The organism is Dyella kyungheensis (assembly GCF_016905005.1).
GTDB lineage: Bacteria > Pseudomonadota > Gammaproteobacteria > Xanthomonadales > Rhodanobacteraceae > Dyella > Dyella kyungheensis.
In genome coordinates this window covers 710,331-733,793 of record NZ_JADIKC010000003.1, presented here as the reverse complement: position 1 = coordinate 733,793, position 23,463 = coordinate 710,331, and the positions used below count along the sequence as shown (strand labels likewise).

The 23,463-nt window shown below is 65.8% G+C and carries 25 protein-coding genes; 5 read left to right on the top strand and 20 right to left on the bottom strand.

The window, feature by feature from the left end:
• Positions 1-23: 23 nt before the first annotated feature.
• The 6 genes from ISP20_RS08020 to gltX form a co-directional block, all read right to left on the bottom strand.
• Positions 24-185 carry a 30S ribosomal protein THX gene (locus tag ISP20_RS08020; protein ID WP_204635521.1) on the bottom strand — a complete coding sequence of 54 codons (162 nt, stop codon included), beginning with the start codon at positions 183-185 and terminating at the stop codon, positions 24-26.
• Positions 186-255: 70 nt separating this feature from the next.
• Entirely contained in the window at positions 256-1,230 is a 975-nt protein-coding gene (locus ISP20_RS08015; RefSeq protein WP_204635520.1) for a cation diffusion facilitator family transporter, read from the bottom strand.
• Positions 1,231-1,290: 60 nt separating this feature from the next.
• Positions 1,291-1,716 (bottom strand): MerC domain-containing protein, encoded by a 426-nt coding sequence (locus ISP20_RS08010; protein ID WP_204635519.1) that lies wholly within the window; start codon positions 1,714-1,716, stop codon positions 1,291-1,293.
• Between the two features lie 124 nt (positions 1,717-1,840).
• Positions 1,841-2,335 carry a transcriptional repressor gene (locus ISP20_RS08005; protein ID WP_425490792.1) on the bottom strand — a complete coding sequence of 165 codons (495 nt, stop codon included), beginning with the start codon at positions 2,333-2,335 and terminating at the stop codon, positions 1,841-1,843.
• Positions 2,336-2,398: 63 nt separating this feature from the next.
• Positions 2,399-2,677, bottom strand: a complete 279-nt coding sequence (locus ISP20_RS08000) for a hypothetical protein (protein WP_204635517.1) — start codon at positions 2,675-2,677, stop codon at positions 2,399-2,401.
• 35 nt (positions 2,678-2,712) lie between these two features.
• On the bottom strand, positions 2,713-4,113 hold the full coding sequence (gene gltX, locus ISP20_RS07995) for a glutamate--tRNA ligase (RefSeq protein WP_204635516.1): 1,401 nt from the start codon (positions 4,111-4,113) through the stop codon (positions 2,713-2,715).
• A 70-nt stretch (positions 4,114-4,183) separates the two neighbouring features.
• Between gltX and ISP20_RS07990 the strand changes: the two genes are divergently transcribed.
• The gene (locus tag ISP20_RS07990; protein WP_204635515.1) at positions 4,184-4,969 is read left to right on the top strand and encodes a transporter; all 786 of its coding nucleotides are present in this window, start codon (positions 4,184-4,186) and stop codon (positions 4,967-4,969) included.
• On the opposite strand, the gene ISP20_RS07985 is transcribed toward ISP20_RS07990, so the two are convergent.
• The gene (locus ISP20_RS07985; RefSeq protein ID WP_204635514.1) at positions 4,956-5,390 is read right to left on the bottom strand and encodes a DUF4399 domain-containing protein; all 435 of its coding nucleotides are present in this window, start codon (positions 5,388-5,390) and stop codon (positions 4,956-4,958) included. The genes ISP20_RS07990 and ISP20_RS07985 overlap by 14 nt on opposite strands.
• Before the next feature lie 171 nt (positions 5,391-5,561).
• Between ISP20_RS07985 and ISP20_RS07980 the strand changes: the two genes are divergently transcribed.
• Together ISP20_RS07980 and ISP20_RS07975 are read left to right on the top strand one after the other, a co-directional pair.
• Positions 5,562-6,722 (top strand): glycosyltransferase, encoded by a 1,161-nt coding sequence (locus tag ISP20_RS07980; protein WP_204635513.1) that lies wholly within the window; start codon positions 5,562-5,564, stop codon positions 6,720-6,722.
• Positions 6,691-7,263, top strand: coding sequence for a phosphatase PAP2 family protein (locus ISP20_RS07975; RefSeq protein ID WP_204635512.1), 573 nt, complete (start codon positions 6,691-6,693; stop codon positions 7,261-7,263). The genes ISP20_RS07980 and ISP20_RS07975 overlap by 32 nt, the downstream gene beginning before the upstream one ends.
• Positions 7,264-7,804: 541 nt before the next feature.
• On the opposite strand, the gene accD is transcribed toward ISP20_RS07975, so the two are convergent.
• Genes accD through trpB form a run of 3 tightly spaced genes read right to left on the bottom strand, consistent with a single transcriptional unit; the run spans position 7,805 to position 10,737 of the window.
• Positions 7,805-8,677: an acetyl-CoA carboxylase, carboxyltransferase subunit beta gene (gene accD / locus ISP20_RS07970; RefSeq protein WP_204635511.1), complete on the bottom strand. Its 873-nt coding sequence runs from the start codon at positions 8,675-8,677 to the stop codon at positions 7,805-7,807.
• A 54-nt stretch (positions 8,678-8,731) separates the two neighbouring features.
• Positions 8,732-9,532 (bottom strand): tryptophan synthase subunit alpha, encoded by an 801-nt coding sequence (trpA, locus tag ISP20_RS07965; protein WP_204635510.1) that lies wholly within the window; start codon positions 9,530-9,532, stop codon positions 8,732-8,734.
• Complete coding sequence (trpB, locus tag ISP20_RS07960) at positions 9,529-10,737, bottom strand: tryptophan synthase subunit beta (RefSeq protein ID WP_204635509.1); 1,209 nt, start codon at positions 10,735-10,737, stop codon at positions 9,529-9,531. The genes trpA and trpB overlap by 4 nt, the downstream gene beginning before the upstream one ends.
• 108 nt (positions 10,738-10,845) lie before the next feature.
• On the opposite strand from trpB, the gene ISP20_RS07955 reads away from it, so the two are divergent.
• Positions 10,846-11,742 (top strand): LysR family transcriptional regulator, encoded by an 897-nt coding sequence (locus ISP20_RS07955; protein ID WP_204635508.1) that lies wholly within the window; start codon positions 10,846-10,848, stop codon positions 11,740-11,742.
• A gap of 413 nt (positions 11,743-12,155) precedes the next feature.
• Here ISP20_RS07955 and ISP20_RS07950 read toward each other — a convergent pair whose 3' ends face one another.
• The 10 genes from ISP20_RS07950 to prmB all read right to left on the bottom strand — a co-directional run bounded on the left by ISP20_RS07950 (position 12,156) and on the right by prmB (position 22,394).
• On the bottom strand, positions 12,156-13,160 hold the full coding sequence (locus ISP20_RS07950; protein ID WP_204635507.1) for a cupin-like domain-containing protein: 1,005 nt from the start codon (positions 13,158-13,160) through the stop codon (positions 12,156-12,158).
• Positions 13,161-13,202: 42 nt separating this feature from the next.
• Entirely contained in the window at positions 13,203-13,832 is a 630-nt protein-coding gene (locus ISP20_RS07945) for a phosphoribosylanthranilate isomerase (RefSeq protein ID WP_204635506.1), read from the bottom strand.
• Positions 13,829-14,596: a tRNA pseudouridine(38-40) synthase TruA gene (gene truA, locus ISP20_RS07940; RefSeq protein ID WP_204635505.1), complete on the bottom strand. Its 768-nt coding sequence runs from the start codon at positions 14,594-14,596 to the stop codon at positions 13,829-13,831. The genes ISP20_RS07945 and truA overlap by 4 nt, the downstream gene beginning before the upstream one ends.
• 146 nt (positions 14,597-14,742) lie before the next feature.
• Positions 14,743-17,094: a motility hub landmark protein FimV gene (locus tag ISP20_RS07935; protein ID WP_204635504.1), complete on the bottom strand. Its 2,352-nt coding sequence runs from the start codon at positions 17,092-17,094 to the stop codon at positions 14,743-14,745.
• Positions 17,095-17,276: 182 nt separating this feature from the next.
• Positions 17,277-17,567 carry a hypothetical protein gene (locus ISP20_RS07930; protein ID WP_204635503.1) on the bottom strand — a complete coding sequence of 97 codons (291 nt, stop codon included), beginning with the start codon at positions 17,565-17,567 and terminating at the stop codon, positions 17,277-17,279.
• Positions 17,567-18,595, bottom strand: a complete 1,029-nt coding sequence (locus tag ISP20_RS07925) for an aspartate-semialdehyde dehydrogenase (RefSeq protein ID WP_204635502.1) — start codon at positions 18,593-18,595, stop codon at positions 17,567-17,569. The genes ISP20_RS07930 and ISP20_RS07925 overlap by 1 nt, the downstream gene beginning before the upstream one ends.
• 112 nt (positions 18,596-18,707) lie before the next feature.
• Positions 18,708-19,727, bottom strand: a complete 1,020-nt coding sequence (locus ISP20_RS07920; RefSeq protein ID WP_204635501.1) for a 2-hydroxyacid dehydrogenase — start codon at positions 19,725-19,727, stop codon at positions 18,708-18,710.
• A gap of 51 nt (positions 19,728-19,778) precedes the next feature.
• Complete coding sequence (gene aroC, locus ISP20_RS07915) at positions 19,779-20,867, bottom strand: chorismate synthase (RefSeq protein WP_204635500.1); 1,089 nt, start codon at positions 20,865-20,867, stop codon at positions 19,779-19,781.
• Between the two features lie 34 nt (positions 20,868-20,901).
• Complete coding sequence (locus ISP20_RS07910; protein WP_204635499.1) at positions 20,902-21,465, bottom strand: GNAT family N-acetyltransferase; 564 nt, start codon at positions 21,463-21,465, stop codon at positions 20,902-20,904.
• A gap of 2 nt (positions 21,466-21,467) precedes the next feature.
• The gene (prmB, locus tag ISP20_RS07905) at positions 21,468-22,394 is read right to left on the bottom strand and encodes a 50S ribosomal protein L3 N(5)-glutamine methyltransferase (RefSeq protein WP_204635498.1); all 927 of its coding nucleotides are present in this window, start codon (positions 22,392-22,394) and stop codon (positions 21,468-21,470) included.
• A gap of 127 nt (positions 22,395-22,521) precedes the next feature.
• Here prmB and asd point away from each other — a divergent pair, with 127 nt between their 5' ends.
• Complete coding sequence (gene asd / locus ISP20_RS07900; RefSeq protein ID WP_204635497.1) at positions 22,522-23,367, top strand: archaetidylserine decarboxylase; 846 nt, start codon at positions 22,522-22,524, stop codon at positions 23,365-23,367.
• Positions 23,368-23,463 lie beyond the last annotated feature (96 nt).

Here is a 23,463-nt window from a genome sequence, read left to right as displayed (position 1 = left end):
CTTTTTCTCGTGAAGCCTGGCGTTTAAGCCGACTTCTTCTTCGGCGCGGCCTTCTTGGCGGCTGCCGGCTTGGTCACGGTTGCCTTGGCACCGGCCACAGCAGGCTGCAGCGAATGAGCGCGGCTGTTGCCGTAGCTGCCACGGTAGGTCTTGCCACGACGGGTTCGACGATCGCCCTTGCCCATGGGGAACTCCTTGATTCGTTGGGATGTATACGGCCGACCATCGTATCAGCGACAGCCCAAAGCGCAATAGTCAGCGGCAACCCGGGCCGGCGCAGCCGCGCTTTTCGTCGGGACAATCCCCGGAATCGACCTGCACGGTCACATGCTGAATGCTGAAACGTTCAGCCAGGACGCGATTGATCGCCAGGATGGCCTGCGCGCTGCCGGTGCCTTCATGCAGTTCGGCATGCAGGGTGGCCATGCGCGAGCCCGAGGCCAGCTGCCAGACATGCAGATGGTGCACGTCACGGATGGACGCATCCGCACCACGCAGCGCCGCTTCCACTTCCTCGGTGTTCATGCCTTCCGGCACGCCTTCCAGCAGGATGTGCGAGGAACGACGCAACAGTCGCCACGCGCTGTTGAGGATCAGCAGCGACACCAGCAGGGAAAGCACCGGATCGGCCCAGTTCCAGGCCAACCAGCGCACCAGCAGCGCGGCCACCACGGCGGCCAGGGAACCGAGCAGATCGCCGATCACATGCAGCGTGGCGCCGGCAAGATTCACGTCGTCATGCGCATGCCCATGCAGCGTGCTCAGCACCAGCACGTTGACCACCAGGCCGATCAAGGCCACCACCAGCATCAGGCCGGAGAGAATGTGCGTGGGTTCGAACAGTCGCGTGACCGCTTCGTACGCAATGAACGCGACCAGCACGAACTGGGTGAGTGCGTTGACGAAGCCGGCCAGGACTTCCAGGCGTCCGTAACCGTAAGTGCGGCGCGCGTCCGCCGGTCGGCGGGCAAACCACGCACCTGCAATGGCGAGCAACAATGCCAGCGCATCGATCAGCATGTGGCCGCCATCTGCCACCAGTGCCAGCGAGCCGGAAAAAACACCGCCCACCATCTCCACCACCATCATCAGGGTGGTGAGCACGAAGGCGAAGATCAGTTTCTTTTCACGACCGGTGACGCCGCCGTGCGCATGCGCGTGATCGTGCGCATGACCGTGGGCGTGGTCATGATCGTGATCATCGTGGGTATGCGCGTGGGCTGAACTCATGGGCAAATGCTAGGAATCAGCGGCCCCGTTACACAATCACGACGTGATCTGCCGCGATGCTCAGTGCGCGCATTGGGCACTGTGCACGTGCAGCGAGCGGTGCGTGCGCAGGTTCACGAAGTGCGCGCCGGCCACCAGCAAACCACCGCAGGTCACCATCACGCTGTGCAGCGCGATGCCGTAGTGCTCGGCGAAGGTGACGCCCATGATCAGCAGGGCCAGACCCGGCAATGCCAACAACAGCGCCAACGGGCGGTGATGACGTCGATAGCCGATGACCAGGCTGACTATCGCCAGCGCGCTGGCGAACAGCACGAAGCCGCGCTCGAACGCATGGTCGGCCAGGAATTCGAGGCCGACGAACGGGAGCAAGGCGAGGACGAACGGGAGAGCCGCGCAATGGATGGCACACAGGAACGATGCAATCGCACCGACCCTGTCAGCCAGGGACCACAAGCGACTCTTGTTCTGCTGGGGAGCTTCCATCGGATGGGGGGACCGGAGCGGAGCACAGAGGGGTCGCGAGTGACCCGATTCACGTATGTTACATTGTAACGTCTCGAACGCAAAGCCCTTCCGCCGGGCCGTTCAGGAAGACCCGAGCGGGATATCAGCTCTTGCGGCAGTTCTTGCAGAGACCGTGCACTTCCAGCGTCTGCGCCTGGGGACGGAAGCCGAAGGCCTTGGCCTGGGCCTCGATCAACTCGGCCACCCGCTCGTCGCACACTTCTTGTGCGCTGGAGCAGTTGTCGCAGATCAGGAACGGCACCTGGTGCGCCTCGGCCGGGTGATGGCAGGAGACGAACGCGTTGATCGATTCCAGCTTGTGGATGAAGCCGTGCTCGAGCAGGAAATCGAGCGCCCGATACACCGTGGGCGGCGCCGCGTTGCCGTGGCGTTCGCGCAGCTGGTCGAGCAAATCGTAGGCCTTCGCCGGTTTGCCGGCAGCCGCCACCAGCTCCAGCACTTCCTTGCGCAGCGGCGTGAGCCTCAGGCCACGTTCCTCACTGGCATGCTCCACCGCACGAACGAAGCTTTGCGCGTCGTCGTGGTGATGGTGGTGATGCGTGCGCGCTTTGTCGGCAGCCTGACTCAATGAATTCACCTCGGAAGCCATCATACACCGACACTTACGTGAGGCCTGCAGCGTGCATCCGCAAGTGGCGGTTCAGCGCCGTGGCGGCAACGGCGGCGGCACGGCTTTGGGGCGGGGCCTGAGCCACACCACGATCCAGCCGATCGGCCCCAGCACCAGAGCCAGCACCACGCCCTCCAGCGTGCGGCCACGCCACCACCCGAGCAACGCGCCCACCACCACGAACACCACGCTCCACCAGAACAACGCCGCCCAGGGGACCAGACCCATCAGGTTCAGGAAGATCTGCAGGAAGGCGTCGGGCGAATCCACGTCGACGCCTTGGGTGGCTTTGGCGAGCAGTTCGTCCATGCCGGTTCAGCGCAGTCCGCGCATGGCTGGAGCGATCACCCCTTGGCCTTGGCGATGGCGTCGTCGATACGCTGCAGCGCCATCTCGCGGCCGGCCAGGTAGATGGTGTGATCGATCGACGGCGATACCTGCGTGCCGGTCATCGCCACGCGCAGCGGCTGCGCGATCTTGCCCATGCCCAGCTCCAGCTTCGCGGCAATCTGTTCGATCACGCCGTGGATCGGCTCGGGCTTCCACTCGACGTCCGCGATCAGCTGCTTCGCTTCGCTGAGCACGGCAACGGCGCTGTCGTTCTGCAGATGCTTGGCGACCGCCTTGTCGTCCCATTCGACGATCGGGCCGTACCAGATCTTCGCGCGCTCGGCCATTTCCTTCAGCGTCTGCACGCGATCGCGCAACGCCACGATCACGTCGGCCGGGTTCGGGCCCTTGCTGAAGTCGATGCCGGCCTGGGTGAGGTGCCACTCGAACTCCGGCGCAATCAGCGAAGGCTCTTCCGTCTTCAGGTAATGCTGGTTGAGCCACGACAGCTTGGTCACGTCGAAACGCGAGGCGGCCTTGTTGACATCGGACACGTCGAACAGCTGGATCATTTCTTCCGCCGAGAAGATTTCCTGGTCGCCATGCGACCAGCCCAGGCGCACTAGGTAGTTGAGCAGCGCGTGCGGCAGGAAGCCGTCGTCGCGGTACTGCATCACGCTCACGGCGCCGTGGCGCTTGCTCAGTTTCTGGCCATCCGGGCCGAGGATCATCGGCAGGTGCGCGAACTCCGGCACCGGCTTGCCGAGCGCCTTGTAGATATTGATCTGGCGCGGCGTGTTGTTGACATGGTCGTCGCCGCGGATCACCTCGGTGATGCCCATGTCGATATCGTCGACCACCACGGCGAAGTTGTAGGTCGGCCAACCGTCGGAACGGAAGATCACCAGGTCGTCGAGTTCGGCGTTCGCCCACTCGATGCGGCCCTTCACCTTGTCCTCGAACACCACCGTGCCTTCCAGCGGATTCTTGAAGCGCATCACGCGGTTCGGATCGTCGCGATAGGGCTCGTTGCGGTCGCGGTAATAGCCGTTGTAGCGGGGCTTCTCGCCCTTGGCATAGGCGGCTTCGCGCATCGCTTCGATCTCGTCCTTGGACTCGTACGCGTAGTACGCCAGGCCGGCCTTCAGCAGCTCGTCGGCCACCTGCTTGTAGCGCTCGAGGCGTGCCGTCTGGTAAACCGGACCTTCATCGTGCGTCAGCCCGAGCCAGTTCATGCCATCGAGAATGGCCTGCACGGCTTCCTCGGTGGAGCGCTCGCGGTCGGTATCCTCGATGCGCAGCACGAACTGTCCACCGCGGCGGCGAGCCTCCAGCCAGCAGTAAAGGGCTGTGCGGGCCCCGCCGATATGCAGGAAACCGGTGGGACTGGGGGCAAAACGGGTGCGGACGGTCATGGGCTGCTTGGACGGGGACAAGAGAGAAGTGCGGAATTTTAACCGATACGGAAACAAGAACCGGTGGCGAATGCATATTTGGCCAACCACGCTGTTTTTTGCGCTCGCGGCCGTCGCTGTCGCGCGCCCTGCCCTGGCGGACGGGACGAACCCGGGCTATGACCGCCCCGGCCTGGGCTTCACGCCCGTGGTGCTCAACGCGGGCGACGTCACCATCGAGCAAGGCCTGCCCACCTGGACACGGGACAACCTCGGCGGCGGCCAGATCCAGTCGCAATACACCACCGACAGCCTGGTCAGGCTGGGCCTGGGCGGTCCGTTCGAAGCGCAGCTGGGCACTTCGCCGTTCAATGCCATCCATACCAGCGGCAACGGTGCCAGCGATGGGGGGCATGGCTGGGGCGACACGGTGCTGGCGCTCAAGTACGCGCCGAACAAGTCCGATGCACCGGTGACCTGGGGCCTGCTGGGCAGCGTGGAGTTCACCGACGGCGCGCGCGCGGTGCGCAACGACCATCGGCAATATCTGCTGGGCGCGGACGTGAACTGGCAGCTCTCCGACCAGGACGGCGTCGGCGGCTACGCGGAACAGACCAAGGGCCAGGACAAGCAGTCCACCCTCGCGATCAACGAAAGCCATGTCTTCAACAAGACGGTCACCGGATACGTGGAGCTGGCCCAGGTCCACGAAGCCGGCGAACGGGCCGGCACCGAAGCGGGTACCGGCGTGGCGTGGATGGTGACCCAGCGCGTGCAGCTCGACGGCGGCGTGCGCGCCCGCGTGGCCGGACACGCCCAGCTGTGGATGGCCAGCCTGGGCGTGTCGGTGTTCCTGGGGAGTCTTACTTCACCGTGATGGTGATCGGCTTGGACACGATCGCCGGATCGAACGGAACATGGTTCTCGTCGGCCAGTTCCAGCTGCAGCGTGTGCTTGCCCGGTGCCAGCTTCAAGGTGGTTTCGGTCTGGCCGTTGCCGAAGTGGATGTGCTGATCGTCCTTGGGAATCGGCTGGCCGGCGGCGGGCAGGTTCTTCACGTCCACCAGCAGGTGATGGTGGCCGGTGCCTTCCTTCTTTACCCCGGCCGGGGCCACACCCATGCCCTTGAGACCGAACTGCACGGTCACTTCGGTACCGACGATGGCGCCATCCTTGGGCGAAATGATGTAGACCTCGGCACCGGCCGGCGCCTTCGTCACGGGTAACCCGGGCGCATCGGCGGCAGCGGCGACACCGGTCAGGCCGGCAAGCATCACAGCGAGCAAAAAGCGTTTCATCGAGATGACTCCACAATCACAAGTCCGGCGAGTGTACCCGCGAAGAACGTAGTGATTGCGTCAGCGGCGCCGGGCGCGCCGTTGCTGCCGTCATGCGGGCGTCATCCACGCGCCACGCCCCCGCAACGCCCAAAGAGGAACCTGCACCGGGCCAGCCAACGGTATTTCCCAGTGCGCATCGGCATTGTCAGCGAGACCTATCCACCCGAGATCAACGGCGTGGCATTGACCGTGCACAGCCTCGCCGCCGGACTGGCGTCGCAAGGACACACGGTCGACCTGATTCGTCCCCGCCAGCAGCAGTCCTTCAAGGACGAACCCGGCATCGTCGCGCTGGAAGTCCGCGGCGCCTCCCTGCCCCGCTATCCCGGCCTGCGCTTCGGCCTGCCGGCCGGCAACACGCTGCGCCAGCGCTGGACGCGCCTGCGCCCCGACGCGATCTACGTGGCCACCGAGGGCCCGCTGGGCTGGTCCGCGGTACGCGCCGCCAGGCGCCTTGGCATTCCCATCGCCACCGGCTTCCACACGCGTTTCGATACCTATGCCGACCACTACGGCGTGGGTTTCCTGACCCCGATCGTGCGCAACTATCTGCGCAACTTTCATCGCCGCGCCGCCGCCACCCTGGTGCCGACGGAAGCGCTGTCGAACGAATTGAGCGCGCTGGGTGTGGACACGGCTCGCCTGCTGCGACGCGCGGTGGATACGCAGCTGTTCCACCCGCGCCATCGCAGCGCCGAGTTGCGCGACAGCTGGAACGTCGACGGCAACACGCCGGTGGTGCTGTACGTGGGGCGCATCGCACCTGAGAAAAACCTCGACCTGGCCGTGCGCGCATTCCGCGCCGTGCAGCAGCAGGTGCCGAAAGCGAAGTACGTATGGGTGGGCGATGGTCCGGCGCGTGCCGCGCTGCAGGAAGCCCATCCGGACTTCATCTTTGCCGGCATGCAACGCGGCGATGCCTTGTCCCGGCACTACGCCAGCGCCGACCTGTTCCCGTTTCCCAGCCTCAGCGAAACCTTCGGCAACGTGATTCTCGAAGCCCTCGCTTCCGGACTGCCGGTGGTGGCCTATGAGGAAGGCGCTGCACGCGAGCACCTGCACACCGGCCAGAACGGTTACCGCATCGATGCCGGCAACGAGCGCAGCTTCATCGAATCGACGGTGATGCTCGCCTCCAACGCCAGCCTGATCCGGCACATGGGACGCGCCGCGCACGCGAGCATCGCCAATCTCTCACCCGCTGCCGTCATCAACGAGTTCGAGCACCTTTTGGCTGAGCTGGCTAAGGAGAACGCGCATGAGCACCATGCCACCGCTGCACACGCCTGAGCTGCCTGCAGGCCCGCGATTCGCCATCGACCGCCGCATGTGCGTGGCGGCAAACCGCTGGGGCACCCGCCGCGCCGTCGGCGTGTTCTTCGGCATCATCAGCCGGCTCGGCGATGGCGTGTTCTGGTATTCGCTGATGGCCGTGCTCGCGTTGCTCGACGGACGCCGCGGCCTGCTCGCCGCTGCACAGATGGCCATCACCGGCCTCACCGCGCTCCTGCTCTACCGCCTGCTGAAACGCTGGACCCGTCGTCCTCGCCCGTTCCGCGCGTGCCCGGGAGTGATCGCCCACGTGCCGCCGCTGGACGAGTTCAGTTTCCCGTCCGGCCACACGCTGCAGGCAGTGAGCTTCACCATCGTCGCGCTGGCCTGGTATCCGTTGCTCGCACCGCTGCTGCTGACCTTCACCGCCCTGGTGGGTGCATCGCGCGTGATCCTTGGATTGCACTATCCGAGCGACGTGATTGCGGCCACGGTGATCGGCAGCGCGATCGGTGCCTTGTCGTTGTGGTTGCTGCCGTTGCATATGCTGGTGGCGTGACGCTGCGCATTTGCGCATCAGTGCGTCGCCATCGCTTTGGCATCAGTGAGATAGGCAACCTATCCACAGGCTTCCCCCGCCTGCATCCACATTTGCTGTGGAAAACCATCGCGCGACGCTTCGAACACACTGGTCATTTCTTCATCAGCGCGTAGTGATCGCCTTGCACAGCAATCAGTTGCAGTGCTTGTCCACAGGTTTGCCCGAGCGACATCCACAATTGCTGTGGAAAACATCGGTGGTGATGAGCAAAAGATCAGCACGGTGTCGCAAACCGTTGTCGGCAAAGAGGGATAAGAGGGTTGTCCACAGGCTTATGCAGTAGCTATCCACGTGCGCTGTGGAAAACCTTCGCAATCAGCACCTGTAGGAGCGCACCCTGTGCGCGACACAAGCAGCCTCAGGCATGAACGATGCGGCAAACGCTGACTCTGCGCGCTGGACGGTCGCGCACAGGGTGCGCTCCTACAGGGGGCTGCGTCGCACATAAAAAAACAGCGCCTCTCAGGGCGCTGTTTTTTTCGACGATGCAGTGAAGCGCTTACGCGACGCGCGGCGCCTTCATCAGGATGCCGAGCAGGTCGGCCAGCTTGTCGCGCATTTCGCGGCGGTCGACGATCAGATCGATGGCGCCGTGCTCCAGCAGGAATTCCGATCGCTGGAAGCCTTCGGGCAGCGTCTCGCGCACGGTCTGCTCGATCACGCGCGGGCCGGCAAAACCGATCAGGGCCTTGGGCTCGGCCACGTTGATGTCGCCCAGCATGCCCAGGCTCGCCGACACGCCGCCCGTGGTCGGATGCGTGAGCACGCTGATGTACGGCACGCCGGCATCGCGCATGCGTGCCAACGCGGCCGAGGTCTTGGCCATCTGCATCAGCGAGAACAACGATTCCTGCATGCGCGCGCCGCCGGTGGCGGAGAAGCACACGAGGGCACTGCGTTCGGCCAGCGCGCGTTCGGCGGCGCGGGTGAACTTCTCGCCCACCACCGAGCCCATCGAACCGCCCATGAAGCTGAACTCGAACGCCACGGCCATCAGCGGACGGCCCTTGAGGCGACCACTCATGGCGATCAGCGCGTCTTTCTCGCCGGTGGCCTTCTGCGACGCGATGATGCGGTCGCGGTACTTCTTGGTGTCGCGGAACTTCAGCGGATCGCTCGGCTCCATGCTGGCCCAGTGCTCCTGCGCCGAGCCCGGATCGAGCAACGCGTCAAGGCGCAGGCGCGCCTCGATGGTGTGGTGGTGACCACACTTGGGGCAGACCATCAGGTTGCGCTCGAGCTCCGGACGGTAGAGCACCGTGCCGCAGCCACCGCACTTCTCCCACACGCCTTCCGGCACCTTGCCCTTGCCGGCGTTGCCGGTGGCTTCGGTGCGAGCACGCGGAGTCATGATTTTCTGGAGCCAGTTCATCGCAACACCTCAAACGTTCATGACGCGACGCCGCGTCACGAACGCAGCGTGTCCTCAATGCGCATCCAGCGCGGCGCGGATGGGCGCCAGGAACTCCTTCGCCCGCGCGGTGATGTCGTCGACACTTTCCGCACCGGCCAGCCGTTCCACCAGCGCGCTGCCGATCACCACCGCATCCGCGAAGCCCGCAATGGCCTTGGCCGATTGCGCATCGCGTACGCCGAAGCCCACGGCCACCGGCGCTTTGGATTTCGACCGGATCTCGGCCACGCGGGCGGCGATGTCGCCAGTGCTCAATCGTGCCGCGCCCGTGATGCCGGCGAACGAGACATAGTACAGGAAACCCTGGGCGGACCCGCACAACTGCACCATACGCACGGGTGCGGTGGTCGGCGCCGCCAGCAGGATCTGCTGCAGGCCGGCCTTGCGCAACGGCTCGAGCACCGCCGATTCCTCCAGCGGGCAATCCACCACCAGCACGCCATCCACGCCGGCCTGCACGGCCTCGCTGGCGAAGCGCTCGTAGCCGTGGATTTCGATGGGGTTGAGATAACCCATCAGGACGATCGGCGTGTCGGCGTCTCGCTGGCGGAACGCGGCGACCCAGCCCAGCACATCGGCCAGTCCCACGCCCTTTTCGATGGCGCGCTCGCTGGCGTGCTGGATCACCGGGCCATCGGCCATGGGATCGGAAAACGGCACGCCGAGTTCGATCACGTCGGCGCCGGCGTCCACCAGCGCGTGCATCAAGGCCACGGCGTGTGGCGGAGAGGGATCGCCCGCGGTGACGAACGGAATCAAGCCGGTTCGGTTATCCGCTTTGAGCTGGGCGAAACGGCGGTCGATGCGGCTCATACCTGCACTCCTTCGCGGGCGGCAATCGTATGTACGTCCTTGTCGCCGCGGCCGGACAGGTTGCACAGCACCAGGCCATCCTTCGGATATTCACGCGCCAACTTGATCGCCTGCGCCACCGCATGGCTCGATTCCAGCGCCGCGAGAATGCCTTCGGTGCGCGCCAGCAGATGGAATGCCTCCAATGCTTCGTCGTCGGTGACGCCGACGTATTCCGCGCGGCCGGCATCTTTCAGGAACGCGTGTTCGGGACCCACGCCGGGATAGTCGAGTCCTGCGGACACCGAATGCGTCTCGGTGATCTGCCCGTTGTCGTCGCACAGCACATAGGTGCGATTGCCGTGCAGTACACCGGGGCGACCGGCAGCCAGCGAGGCGGCGTGATGTCCGGTCGCAATGCCCTCGCCCGCCGCTTCCGCGCCGACGATGCGCACGCCTTCGTCGTTGAGAAACGCGTGGAACAAGCCGATCGCGTTCGAACCGCCGCCGACGCAGGCCGTGAGCACATCCGGCAATCGGCCGAACTGCTCCAGCACCTGCTCGCGCGCCTCGCGACCCACGATCGCGTTGAAGTCGCGCACCATCAGCGGATACGGATGCGGTCCAGCCACCGTGCCGATGATGTAGAAGGTGTCGGCCACGTTGGTGACCCAGTCGCGCATCGCTTCGTTGAGCGCGTCCTTGAGCGTCTTCGAACCGGACGTCACCGGCACGACTTCAGCGCCGAGCAGCTTCATGCGGTAGACGTTGATCTTCTGCCGCTCGATGTCCACCGCGCCCATGTACACCACGCACTTGAGGCCGAAGCGCGCCGCGACCGTGGCGCTGGCCACACCGTGCTGACCCGCGCCGGTCTCGGCGATGATGCGCGGCTTGCCCATGCGCTTGGCCACCAGCGCCTGGCCGATGGTGTTGTTGATCTTGTGCGCGCCGGTGTGATTGAGGTCCTCGCGCTTGAGCAGGATGCGCGCGCCGCCCACGTGCTGGCTCAGCCGCTCGGCGTAATACACCGGACTGGGGCGGCCCACGTAGTACTTCAGGTCGCGATCCAGCTCGGCGATGAACTCCGGATCCTTGCGCAGGCGCAGATAGGCCTCGGTGAGTTCGGCCAGTGGCGCCATCAGGGTTTCGGCGACGTAGCTGCCGCCGTAATTGCCGAAGCGCCCGTGCTCGTCGGGGTAAGCGCTGAAGTCGATCTTGCTCATGGATGGCACTCGGGAAAGTCACAAAAGACACCGCACAAACTACCCGAAAGCGCCAGCGGCAAAAAGCGATATGATGGCCTGCATCTGTCAGAAAAAGTCACAGGTTCCATGAGCCGCAGCCTGCCCTCGCTGAATGCCCTGCTCGCCTTCGAGGCGGCCGCCCGCCTGGGCAGCGTGAGCCGTGCGGCAGTCGAGCTGCACGTCACCCACGGCGCGGTGAGCCGGCACATTCGCGCCCTGGAAGAGGACCTGCACACCTCGCTGTTCCAGCGCCAGGGACGCGGCCTGGTGCTGACGCCCGCGGGACAGCGCCTGCGCGACACCAGCACCGCGGCATTCGCCCAGTTGCGCGACACCTGCGACGAGCTGCGCGTCACCACGGCCCATGCGCCTTTTGTGCTGGGCTGTCCGGTGAGCCTGCTGGCGCGCTGGATGATTCCCCGCCTCGAACGCCTGATGGACGAGCTGCCCGACCTGGACCTACATCTGCGCCCGCAGGAAACCAGCTTCGACGAAACGCTAGGCGGGCTCGATGCGGCGATCATGGCGGGCGAGCCGCCGTGGCCGGCCGGCTGGCAGGTGACGCCGCTGGCGAGCGAGCGCATCGGCCCGGTGGCGAGCCCGAGTTTCGCCAAGGCCCATCGATTCGCACGCAATCGCCCACAGGCCGTGCAGGAGCAGATGCTGCTGCATACGCAATCGCGTCCGGAGGCCTGGGACCATTGGGCACAAAGCGTGGGCCTGCCGGCCGGGCAACTGACGCTGGGACAAGGCTATCCGCACCTCTATCACATGATCGAAGCCGCCGTAGCGGGACGCGGGCTGGCCATCGCGCCCGCACAATTGGTCGCGGGCGATCTGGCCTCGGGACGTCTGGTCGCGCCGTGGGGATTCCACGAAGTGCGCGCGCAGTGGGTGCTGGTCACCTCCGCCCGCGTCTCCGATGCGCGGGTCGCACCGCTCGCCGAATGGCTGAAGGCCGCCTTCGCCGAACAAGGCAACTGATGCACGCTGCGCATTTGCGCATCAATGCGTGCCGAGTTCTTTCGCGTCAGTGAGATAGCCCACCTATCCACAAGCTTTTCCCGCAGGCATCCACATGCGCTGTGGAAAACCTGCGCGCCGACGAGGGAAGCGATGCGCAAACTCGCATCAACGCGTCACCACGTCTTTGTCGTCAACGAGATAGCACACTTGTCCACAAGCTTTGCCGACATGCATCCACATGGGTTGTGGAAAAGTGTGGCGGGCTTTCGGCGCAAACCTCTCCTACCCGTCATTCCGGCGCAGGCCGGAATCCAGTAGCGATGAGGCGCGTTTGTCGCGATCTTCCAGGGCTCTTCGCGAGAACCGTAAGCGCTCGCTACTGGATTCCGGCCTGCGCCGGAATGACGAGCAAAAATCCGCGTTCCGCAAGCTCACAGATACTGGCGAATGCGCTCCAGCAACTTGCGCGACTGTTCCTCGTCGAGTTCCCCCAGCCAGCCGCGACGATGTGCGGGAATGTGCGCGGCAGGATCTTCGTCGCCGAATACGTAATGGTCGAGCAGTTCGCGCCACGCCGCGCGTTCCGCAGGCGGCAGCGACTTGAACAACAGGATGCAATGCAACAGGCCGCCCAGGCGCGTGTTGGGTGCCAGTCCGCTGCCATGCGCCGGCATCCACCAGTAATTCACCAGTGCGTTGAGCTTGCCGAGCGAGGCGACGTGATGCCACCACATCGGCGGGATGTAGATGGCATCGCCCGGTTCCAGCTCCGCCACCAGCGCGTGCCGCATGGCTTCGCGCAGGCGTGGATACCGCGGATCGTCCAGTCGATCCAGCCGCGCCATGCTGATGGCCGCACCGGTGGGCGCGAAGTCCAGTGGACCGATGTAGAGGTTGCGCACCTGCTCCGGCGGAAACAGCGTGAAACGGCGCACGCCGCAGACCACGCAGGCGATGTTGCGGTACTCGTCGAAATGCGCAGGCGTGGTGACGCGGTTGCCGATCCACAGGCGCGGCGTCACCGCCGGATCGAGCAGCGGCAAGCGGTGATGGTCGAGCAGGCGCGGCAGACAACTGGCGATGGGCGCGCTCTGCAGCGCGATACCCGGCGCGTCCGCGGCATCGGCAAATTGCAGCAGGCGCTGCAGTGCTTGCGTGACCGATGCGCGGTGATGGGTGAAATTGAAGGCCTCCGCATCGCCGCGATAGCCCACGATCCCTTCCGCTTCCGGCGGCATCAGCAGCGCGTCCACCGGCGTTCCGTTGTCCGCCGCGATCAGTTGCGCGGCGAAAGCCTGGTCCGATTCGCCGGCTGCCTTGACCAGCGGCCAGTGCTTTACCAGCCCACGAATGACGACCGGTCGATCGCCGCCGACGATGCTGTCCAGCGCATCGGCCTGGCCTTCATAGCGGAATGCTTCCATCGGGGCGGGCATGCGAAACCTGGGCGGATAGTCCAACAGCCATGCTAGCAGCGGTTACCGGCTCTGATTGTCCATCCGACGAACGGTCGCGATGAAATCCACCAGCTTGTGCGCATCCTTGATGCCGGGCGCCGACTCGATGCCGCTGGCCACGTCGACACCCCACGGATGGGCGATGCGAATGGCCTCGGCGACATTGGCAGGCGTGAGACCGCCGGCAAGGATCAGGGGCTGGCTCAGCTCGCGCGGCATCAGCGACCAGTCGAACGCCTTGCCGCTGCCGCCCGCTTCGCCCAGACCGTGACCATCCAGCAGCAGTCCCGCGGCACCGGGATAACGATGCAGGCTGGGCAGCGCCGCAGCGCCCTCGCCCATGGCGATGGCCTTGAGATAACGACGACCGAATTGCGCGCACCAGTCGTCGGACTCGGCGCCGTGGAATTGCACGAGGTCTGGCTGGATCGCCTCGATCGCTTCGCGAACGAACGCGGCGTCGTCGTCCATGAACAGCGTCACCGAGGTCACGAAGGGCGGCAAGGCGCGCACGATGGCCTGGGCCTGTTCGATGGTGACGCGCCGCTTGCTGCGCGCCGTCAGCACCACGCCGATGGCGTCGGCGCCAAGCTGCGCCGCGAGCAAGGCATCGTCGATGCGGGTCATGCCGCAGCATTTAATCCGCGTCATTGCGTCACCTCCGCCGGCAAGCCCCACTGGGCTTCGTAGCGCGGACCGAGAAAGGTGAGTCCCGATGCGGGCGCGGTGGGACCGGCGACTTCGCGGTTGCATCCCTCGAGCAGTTCGCGCATCCAGCGCACCGGCTGTTCGCCGCGCCCGATCGGCAGCAGCGAACCGACGATGTTGCGCACCATGTGATGCAGGAACGCATTGGCCTCGATCTCGACGATGACCTGCTCGTCTTCGCGTCGCACGCTCAGCGCAAGCATCTGGCGGCGCGCGTGCGCGGCCTGGCAGGAGATGGCACGAAATGCGGTGAAGTCGTGCTCGCCGACCAACGCCTGTGCGGCCTCATGCATGCGCCCGGCATCCAGCGGCAGCCGTTCCCAGGTGACGTAGCGCGCGTCCAGCGCCGCGCGTACCTGGCGATTGAGGATGCGGTAGCGATAGCGGCGGCTGCGCGCGGAGAAGCGTGCATGGAAGGTCGGATCGACCCGCTGCGCCCACAACACCGCCACCGTGCTCGGCAGGTTGGACGATGCACCCAGCGTCCAGCCACGCATGTCGCGCTCCACCTCGGTGTCGAAATGGACCACCTGGCAACGGCCGTGCACGCCGGCATCGGTGCGGCCGGCGCAGGTCACTTCCACCGGGTGCGCCGCCACGAACGACAGTGCCCGTTCCAGTGCGCCCTGCACGGTCTCGCCGTGGGTCAGCCGCTGCCACCCGGAAAACTCGGTGCCGTCGTATTCGATGCCTAGAGCGATGCGCATTAGAGAGCAGTAAGGGGTAAAGAGTGAATAGTAAATGGAAAAAGCAAAACGGCGCCCCAAAGGCGCCGCTCTACTCTATTTACCCTTTACAGGCGGCACAGCCGCCGGCTTCACCGCCCGCCAACGGCGAGCAGCTTCACCGTGCATCACCGAATGCTTTCAAGCAAGCGCTTGGCCACATCCTTCTGCATCTGCGTGCCTTCGTGCATCACTTCTTCCAGCATGGCCTGTGCGCCATCCGGATCGCCCATGTCGAGGTAGGCGCGGGCCAGGTCGAGCTTGGTGTCCACCGGATCGTCGGTGAAGTGGCCGCCCAGGTCGTGGCTCAGGTCGGGTTCGGCGTCGTGGTTGAGGCCGTGATCGAAGCTGTGCACGGGCTGCCCTTGCACTGCTTCCTCGGCTTCCGGCTCGTCGAAATGCCAGCTCGAGGCAAGCGTATCGATCTCTTCTTCCTTCGCGGTCGCCGCCGGTGCGCTGGCCGGAGCCGGCACCGGACGCGGGGTCAGGTCGAAGTCGAAGTGATAGCCGCTGACCTTCGGCGCTTGCTGCGCCGCGGGTGCGGGAATCGGCGGGATCTCGTCGTGATCCTTGGCGTAGCTGCCCAGGTCGAACTGGTCCAGCGCCTCATGGCCCTCGTCGCCATGGTCGCGGGTGGCCACGAAGCCGTGGGAAAACAGCGGGTGTTCCGGCACCAGGTCTTCGCCCATGTGCAGTACGTCCACCCACTCCGGCTGCTGCTCGTCGGTGATATGGGCGTGCATGGCTTCCGCGGCGGCCTCGAAGTGATCGACGTCGCGACGGCTGTAGTACAGGCTCACCAGCTCCAGATGCAGGCCAATGTCGTCCGGATGTTCGGCCAGCTGGTCGAGCAGTTCGTCCTGGTCGGGATCGGGACTGCCGGTGCCGCCATGGGGAATCGTGCCGAAGCGGTCGGCCAGCGACGAAGCGCTCGCTGCGGCCGGCTCCGCCGTCTTGCGGCTGCGACCACGCAGGGCGGCCAGCAGGCCGAGCACGATCACGCCTGCGCCGGCACCCCAGGCCCATGTCTGCATGAACCACGGCTCGTCTTCCGTCGCCGGAGCAGGCTTCGCTGCCGCCTTGACCGCCGGCTTGGCAGGCGTGGGCTTGGCTGCGACGGCCGGTGTGGAACTGGCGTGGGCCGGCGCACTGGCGCTTGCTGCCGGCATGGCAGCGGCGGTCGCAGGCGCCGCGAGCGTGGCCGGCTCGTTCGCCTTGACCACCGTCTCGGCTTCGGCGGACTTCACCGAGGCCGCCTTGGCGGGCGCGGAGGTCGCTGCAGCCGGCTGGCCGCTGGCCTTGCGGGCATCGGCGAGCTTGTGCTGCAGCTCGGCAATCTCGTTGTCCTTGAGAGACAACAGGCGCTCGTTCTTGCTGTTGATGTCTTCCAGGTCTTTCAGGCGCGACTTGAGCTCGTCACCCTGCTTGGTCAGCGAAGTGAGGGCTTCCTGGCTGCGCAGGAGGTCCTGGTGCAATGCCGCCATGCCCTTCTCGGCAGCGGCCTTGTCGCCCTTGCCACCGCGGCCGGCTGCGTTGTCGGAGCCTTCCTTCGCGGGGACCAGGGCCAGGTGATCGCCGGCGGCGCCACCAGTGCTCGGGGCGGAGCTGGCGTTGGCGCGCGTGCCGGCGTCGGCGACCGTGGTCGGCGTGCGGGCGGCGCCCGAGCGCCAGTCGCTGTTCTGGCGACGGACTTCGGCCACCGCGGCGGCCGAGGTCATCGCCAGCGCGTCGTCCTTGGAGGGCACGCGCAACACGGCGCCGCTCTTCAGGGCGTTGATGTTGTCGCGGTAGAACGCATCCGGATTGGCGGTCTTCAGCGCCACCAGCATCTGGTTCATGTCCACACCGGCCGGCGCGGTCTCATGCGCGATGGCGGACAGGGTCTGGCCGCTCTCCACCGTGAGGGTGCCACCGGCAGCCGCGCGCGGTGCCGGCGCGGGCCTGGCCGGCTTGGCTTCGGCAGCGGGAGCAGGCGCGGCGGCCGTGGATTCGGTGCTAGTCGTCGCAGCCGGCGGGGTGGCCGCGGCACGACGGGACGGCTTGCTGGACTGCGTGGGCGCACGCGTCGCCGGCACGCTGCTGACGGCGCTGCCCGGCGGATCGAGCAGGATGGTGAACTCGCGCAGGCTCTTGCCCGAGGCGTTGTTCACCTCGACCAGCAGGTCGAGATAGGGGTCGTTGACCGGGGCGGCACTGGTGATGCGGATCACCTTCTTGCCGTTGGCGCCATCCACCACCGCGAACGAAAGGGGGACCGTGGGACCGGCGGCGACGCCCGCCTGGGCCGCATCCTCGGAGGAAGCGAGCCGGGCGGTCAGATTCTCCAGCTCGGCCGCGTTGGCGGGATTGAGCGGAATTTCGGCCAGCAGCGGCTGCCCGAGGGCCGATTTCACCTGGATCTGACCCAGTTCCAGCGCGGCTGCCTGGCTACTGCCGAGGGCGAGCGCCAGCAGCATCGACAGCTTCAACGAACGATTCATCGTGTTTCCCCCGAACGACCCCGTGACGTTTTCTTATGGGCATGCCGAAAAACGGCAGCGCCTGCAACGAGGCGTCACTTTAGTTAGATACAAGCCAATCAACAATAGCGTTGATCTGTATTTACAGCATGTTGCTGGCGTTTGTTCTCATTGGACGGCGCCCCAGGGGGACGCCGCCTGTCTCAATGCCCGGTCGCCTTGGGCGCCGCGTTGGCGGCCTTCAGCTGGGCCTGCAGCTCGGCGATGGCCTGGTCCTGCTGCTTGAGCTTGGCGTCGTTGTCGTGGGACTTGGTTTCCTCCCGCGCTACCTCGCTCTGCAGCTGCTTGAGCGTGGCCTGCTGCTTCTCGATGGCCTGGTCGACCTGTTTCTGGTCGTTGGCCTGCGCGGCAGGCGACGTCGACGGCTGTGCCGCCCGGGCAGGAGCAGCGAACACCAAAGCACACATCACCAACCCGGTCAGCACATGCTTCATTACAGGTAGTCCTCGATCAGAAGTTCTGCGATTTGAACGGCGTTGAGCGCCGCACCCTTGCGGATGTTGTCCGCCACGATCCACATGTCCAGGCCGCGCTCGTGCGAGATGTCCTCGCGGATGCGGCCCACGAATACCGGGTCCTGCCCGGCGGCGTCGCCCACCGGCGTGGGATAGCCGCCCGCCTTGCGCTCGTCCATCACCACCACGCCGTCGGCGCGTTCCAGCAGCTCACGCGCCTGCTCGGCGCTGATCTTCTCGCGCGTCTCGATGTGCACCGCCTCGGCATGGCCGTAGAACACCGGCACGCGCACCGCGGTGGGGTTCACCTGGATGGTGCGGTCTTCGAGGATCTTGCGCGTCTCCCACACCATCTTCATTTCTTCCTTGGTGTAGCCGTTGGGCTGGAAGTCGTCGATGTGCGGAATCACGTTGAAGGCGATCTGCTTGGGGAATTTCTTGGTTTCCACTTCCTGGAAGCTGAGCAGCGCCGAGGTCTGCTTGCCCAGTTCTTCCATGCCGCTGCGACCGGCGCCGGAGACCGACTGGTAGGTCGCCACGTTGATGCGCTCGATGCCCACCGCGCGATGGATCGGCGCCAGCGCAACCAGCATCTGCATGGTCGAGCAATTGGGATTGGCGATGATGCCGCGCGTGGTGTAGTCAGCGATGGCGTGCGGGTTCACCTCGCTCACCACCAGCGGGATGTCGTCCTGGTAGCGGTACTCGGAGGTGTTGTCGATCACCACGGCGCCAGCGGCGGCAGCACGCGGCGCATGCTCGCGGCTGACCGAGCCGCCGGCCGAGAAGAAGGCGATGTCGACGCCGTCGAAATCGTAGTCGGCAAGGTTGCGCACGGTGATCTGTTTGCCGTCGAAGCTGATTTTCTCGCCCGCGGAACGCTCGCTGGCCAGCGGCACCAGCTCGCTGATCGGAAATTCGCGCTCGGCCAGGATCGCCAGCAGGGTCTCGCCCACGGCGCCGGTGGCGCCGACCATTGCCACCTTGTAGCTGCTCTTCTTGCTCATGTTCCGTAATCAGGTAGGAGGAATCGGAAAACCGTCCCGATCTCCGCGTTAGCGGAAATCTAGCCGGGGCGGCGCGCAAAACAACCTGCGACACGCGCGGGCGTGAATGTCATCACGCTTTATGGGCAGACCCGCGTGCCAAAACCGCCGGATTGAGCGCGGTCGGCGGTTTTCCCGCCCCCTCGCCGAAGCCAAGCGCTGCGATCACATTGTCCGCCGCCAGGTTGGCCATCGCACGGCGGGTTTCTTCGCTGGCGCTGGCGATATGCGGGCTGAGCACGGCGTTGTCGAGCGCCAGCAGCTCCGCATGCACGGCCGGCTCGCCCTCGAACACATCCAGTCCGGCCGCGGCCAGCTTACCTTCGCGAAGGGCTACGGCCAGCGCCGCGTCGTCGACGATGCCGCCACGGGCGATGTTCACCAGCACGGCGGAAGGCTTCATCCGGGCCAGCTCCGGCGCGCCGATGGCATGCCGGTTCTCCGGCGTGAACGGCAGCACCAGCACCAGGTAATCGACCTGGCGCAACAACTCGTCCTTGCTGACCAGGGTGGCCTGGCATTCGCGCTCGACCATCTCGGGCAGGCGCGAGCGGTTGTGATAGAGCACACGCATGTCGAAACCGGCCGCGCGCCGCGCAATGCCCTGCCCGATGCGGCCCATGCCGAGGATACCCAGCGTGCGGCCGTGCACGGGCAAGCCCAGCCAGTCGTCGAAGCGCATGTTGCTGCCCGGCCACTGCCCTGCCCGCAACCAGCGCTCGGCGGCGCTGACGCGACGGGCGGCGGCGAGCATCAACGCCCAGGCGTAATCGGCCACGCTCTCGTTGAGCACGTCCGGCGTATTGCTGGCCACGATGCCGGCGCGGGTGAGCGCCTCGAGATCGAGATTGTTGTAGCCCACGCCGAGGTTGGCGACGACCTTCAGGCGCGTATTGCCTTCGAGCACGGCGGCATCGATGCGGTCGGCCAGCCCCACCACCGCACCGTCGACGCCGGCCAGCTTGCGCTTGAGCCGTTCCGCCGAGTGGCGATGCTCCACTGCTTCCGCGTCCACGTCGAAGTACTCGGCCAGGCGGGCCAGCACATCGGGAAACAACGGGCGCGATACCCAGACTTTCGGTTTGGCGGTCATCAACGTCTACTTGTTCGTTCAAGGCCTGGCCCGTCAACGGGCCGGCCGGACTCAGGGGATACGGGGCAGCATCTCGCCCACGTCGCCGCACTGCGCGCGGTGGCGCAGCGCGTGATCCATCAACACCAGCGCCATCATCGCCTCGGCGATGGGCGTGGCACGGATGCCGACGCAGGGGTCATGGCGGCCCTTGGTCACCACGTCCACCGGTTCGCCTGCCAGGTTCACGCTGTGGCCGGGAATGAGGATGCTCGAGGTCGGCTTGAGCGCCATCGAGGCGAGAATCGCCTGCCCCGTGCTGATGCCGCCGAGAATGCCGCCGGCATGATTGGACGCAAAACCGTCGATCGCCATTTCGTCGCGATGCTGGCTGCCGTGTTGCGCCACCACGCCGAAGCCATCGCCGATCTCCACGCCTTTCACCGCGTTGATCGACATCAGCGCGGCAGCGAGATCGCCATCGAGCTTGCCGTAGATCGGCTCGCCCCAGCCTGGCGGCACGCCGTCGGCCACCACGTTCACGCGCGCGCCCACCGAATCGCCGGATTTGCGCAGCGCATCCATGTACGACTCCAGCGTGGACACTTCGTGCGCATCCGGCCAGAAGAACGGATTCTGCTCGACCACGTTCCAGTCGAACGAGCCGGGCGTGATCTCGCCGATCTGCGCGAGATAGCCGCGCACGCGCACGCCGTAGCGTTCGGCCAGCCATTTTTTCGCAATCACCGCCGCTGCCACGCGCATGGTGGTTTCGCGCGCGGAAGAACGGCCGCCGCCACGCGGGTCGCGGATGCCGTACTTCTGCCAATAGGTGTAATCGGCGTGGCCGGGGCGGAAGGTCTGGGCGATGTCGCCGTAGTCCTTGCTGCGCTGGTCCGTGTTGCGGATCAGCAACGCGATCGGCGTGCCGGTGGTCTTGCCCTCGTACACGCCCGAGAGGATTTCCACTTCGTCCGCCTCACGGCGCTGCGAAGTGTGGCGACTCTTGCCGGTCGCGCGACGGTCGAGATCGGTGCGGAATTCCTCCTCGGCAATCGACAGGCCCGGCGGGCATCCGTCGATGACGCAGCCGATGGCCGGACCATGGCTTTCGCCGAACGTGGTGACAGTGAACAGTTTGCCGAAGGAGTTGCTGGACACGAGGCTCGATCGTCTGCGGGAGAACCGCCACAGCTTAGCGCGATGCAGCAAATCCTGCGCCGTTTCCCGCAAAATCCCGCCATTCGCGGGCCAGCACGGCAAACACCAGGTCGTCCACCCATTCGCCGCGAAAGCGCAGGCTCTCGCGGAAATGAGCCTCCTGGCGCATGCCGAGCGCCTTCAGCAAGGCCACGCTCGGGGCGTTGCGCGGGTCGACCGACGCATGGATGCGATGGACGTCCAGATTGCCGAACAGCTCGTGAAACAGGGCCTTCAGCGCCTCGCGGGCGTAGCCCTGCCCCTGCGCAAAGGGTGCGAGGGTGATGCCGATCTCGGCCTGGCCGTCGGCAAGACAGAAGCCGACATCGCCGATCAACGCACCGTCGTCGCGCCCGCGAATGGCGCGCTGCATCCAGCGGCACTGCGGCGGCTTATCCAGTGCCATTTGGGTTCGGATGAAACTATCCGCATCGGCCAGCGTCTGCGGACACCAGCCCTGGTAGCGGGACACCTCGGGATCGGCGCGGTACTGGAACAGCGCGGCAGCGTCGCCCTCGTGCAGGGCATCGATGCGTAGCCGCGCCGTGCTCAGTTCCATGATCAGCGGTGCTTGCGAGCCTCGGCCGCCGCGCGAATCGCATCGGCGTGCTCGATCAAGTCGCGGCGCTCCAGCGCGAACACGCCCATGGGACCGACCTTGAACTCGATCCACACGAACGGCACTTCCGGCAGCAGCTCGCCGAGTTGGCGCTCGCTCTCACCCACTTCCACGATCAGCAGGCCATCCTCGGTGAGGTAATCGGCCGCTTCGTTGAGCATGCGCACGCAGATGTCCAAGCCGTCTTCGCCCGAGGTCAGGCCGAGCTTCGGCTCATGGCTGTATTCGCCCGGCAGTGCGGCGTACTCGTCTTCGGTGACGTACGGCGGGTTCGACACGATCAGGTCGTAGCGGCGTCCCTTCAGGCCATCGAACAGGTCCGACTTCACCGCCTCGACGCGGCCTTCCACGTGCTGGAACACGATGTTCTCGCGCGCCAGCGACAGCGCGTCGTCGCTGATGTCGACGATATCGACCTGCCAGTCCGGGTTGAACTCGGCCATGGCGATACCGATGCAGCCCGAACCCGTGCACAGGTCCAGCGCGCGCTCCACCTGGCGATGCTCGAGCCACGGCTGGAAACCGGACTCGATCAGCTCGGCGATGGGCGAACGCGGCACCAGGGCGCGGCGGTCGCTCTTGAACTTCAGGCCGGCGAACCAGGTTTCGCCGACCAGGTAGGCCACCGGCAGGCGCTCGCTGACGCGCCGCTCGATCAGCGCCAGCACACGCTCGCGCTCATCGGCGGTCAGGCGGCCCGCGCCGTAGGCCGGCGGAATATCCGGCGGCAGATGCAGGCTGGCCAGCACCAGATGGGTGGCCTCGTCGATGGGGTTGTCGTGACTGTGCCCAAAGGTCAGCCCGGCCGCCGAAAACCGGCTGGCGCCGTAGCGGATGAAGTCGATGATGGAGGCGAGTTCGTGAGTCACGGCGGGCTCATGGGCATGAAAAGGGGTCGCACAGTATAGCCGCTGCCGCCGCGCTCGCCGGCCGGAACCCGGGACTTCCGGTGCAACGCAAGGCGTATTCGGCCCGCGCTTCGTTCATACTTGCGGGATGACCTTCAACGTACTCCTGCAATACATCCTGCCCCACCGCGCGCTGTCGCGGGTGGTGTACTGGGCCACGCGCTGGACCTTCAAGCCGTGGAAGAACTTCCTGATCAGCACCATCGTGCGCAACTATCAGGTGAACATGGCCGAGGCGGCGCAGCCCGATCCGCTGGCCTATCAGCACTTCAATGCGTTCTTCACGCGCAAGCTGCGGCAGGACGCCCGCCGCGCGGATGCCGACGCCAAGGCCCTGCTCTCGCCGGCCGACGGCAAGATCAGCCAGTTGGGCAAGATCGTCGACGGGCGCATCTTCCAGGCCAAGGGCCAGGAATACACCGCTGCCGAACTGCTGGGCGACGAAGCCAGCGCCGTGCCGTACCGCAACGGCCGCTTCGCCACCATCTATCTATCGCCGCGCGACTATCACCGCGTGCACATGCCGCTGAAGGGAACGCTGAAGGAAACCGTGCACGTGCCCGGCCGCATCTTCAGCGTGGCGCCGTTTGCGGTGGAGGCCATTCCGCGCCTGTTCGCACGCAACGAGCGGCTGGTCTGCCACTTCGAGGGCGAGCACGGCCCGTTCGTGGTGGTGATGGTCGGCGCCATCCTGGTTTCGAGCGTGGCCACCGTGTGGGATGGGCTGGTGATTCCGCCGTATGCCTCGTCGATCCGCCGCAAGTCGTTCGTGGGCCAGAACATCACGCTCGATCGCTTTGCCGAGATGGCCCGTTTCAACATGGGTTCCACGGTGATCATGCTGTTCCCCGAGGGCGCGGCCGAGCTCGACCAGTTGGCGTCGCAACAGCACGTGCAGGTGGGTCAGCGCCTGGGTGTGAAAGTCGGGGGCTGAGCAAGCCAGGCGTCAAACTATTGACGTCGCGAGTGACGCGTTTCGTCGTTTTGTGACCTTTTTGGCGCATTGTCCCGCCGGGCGTAGCTAAGCTCC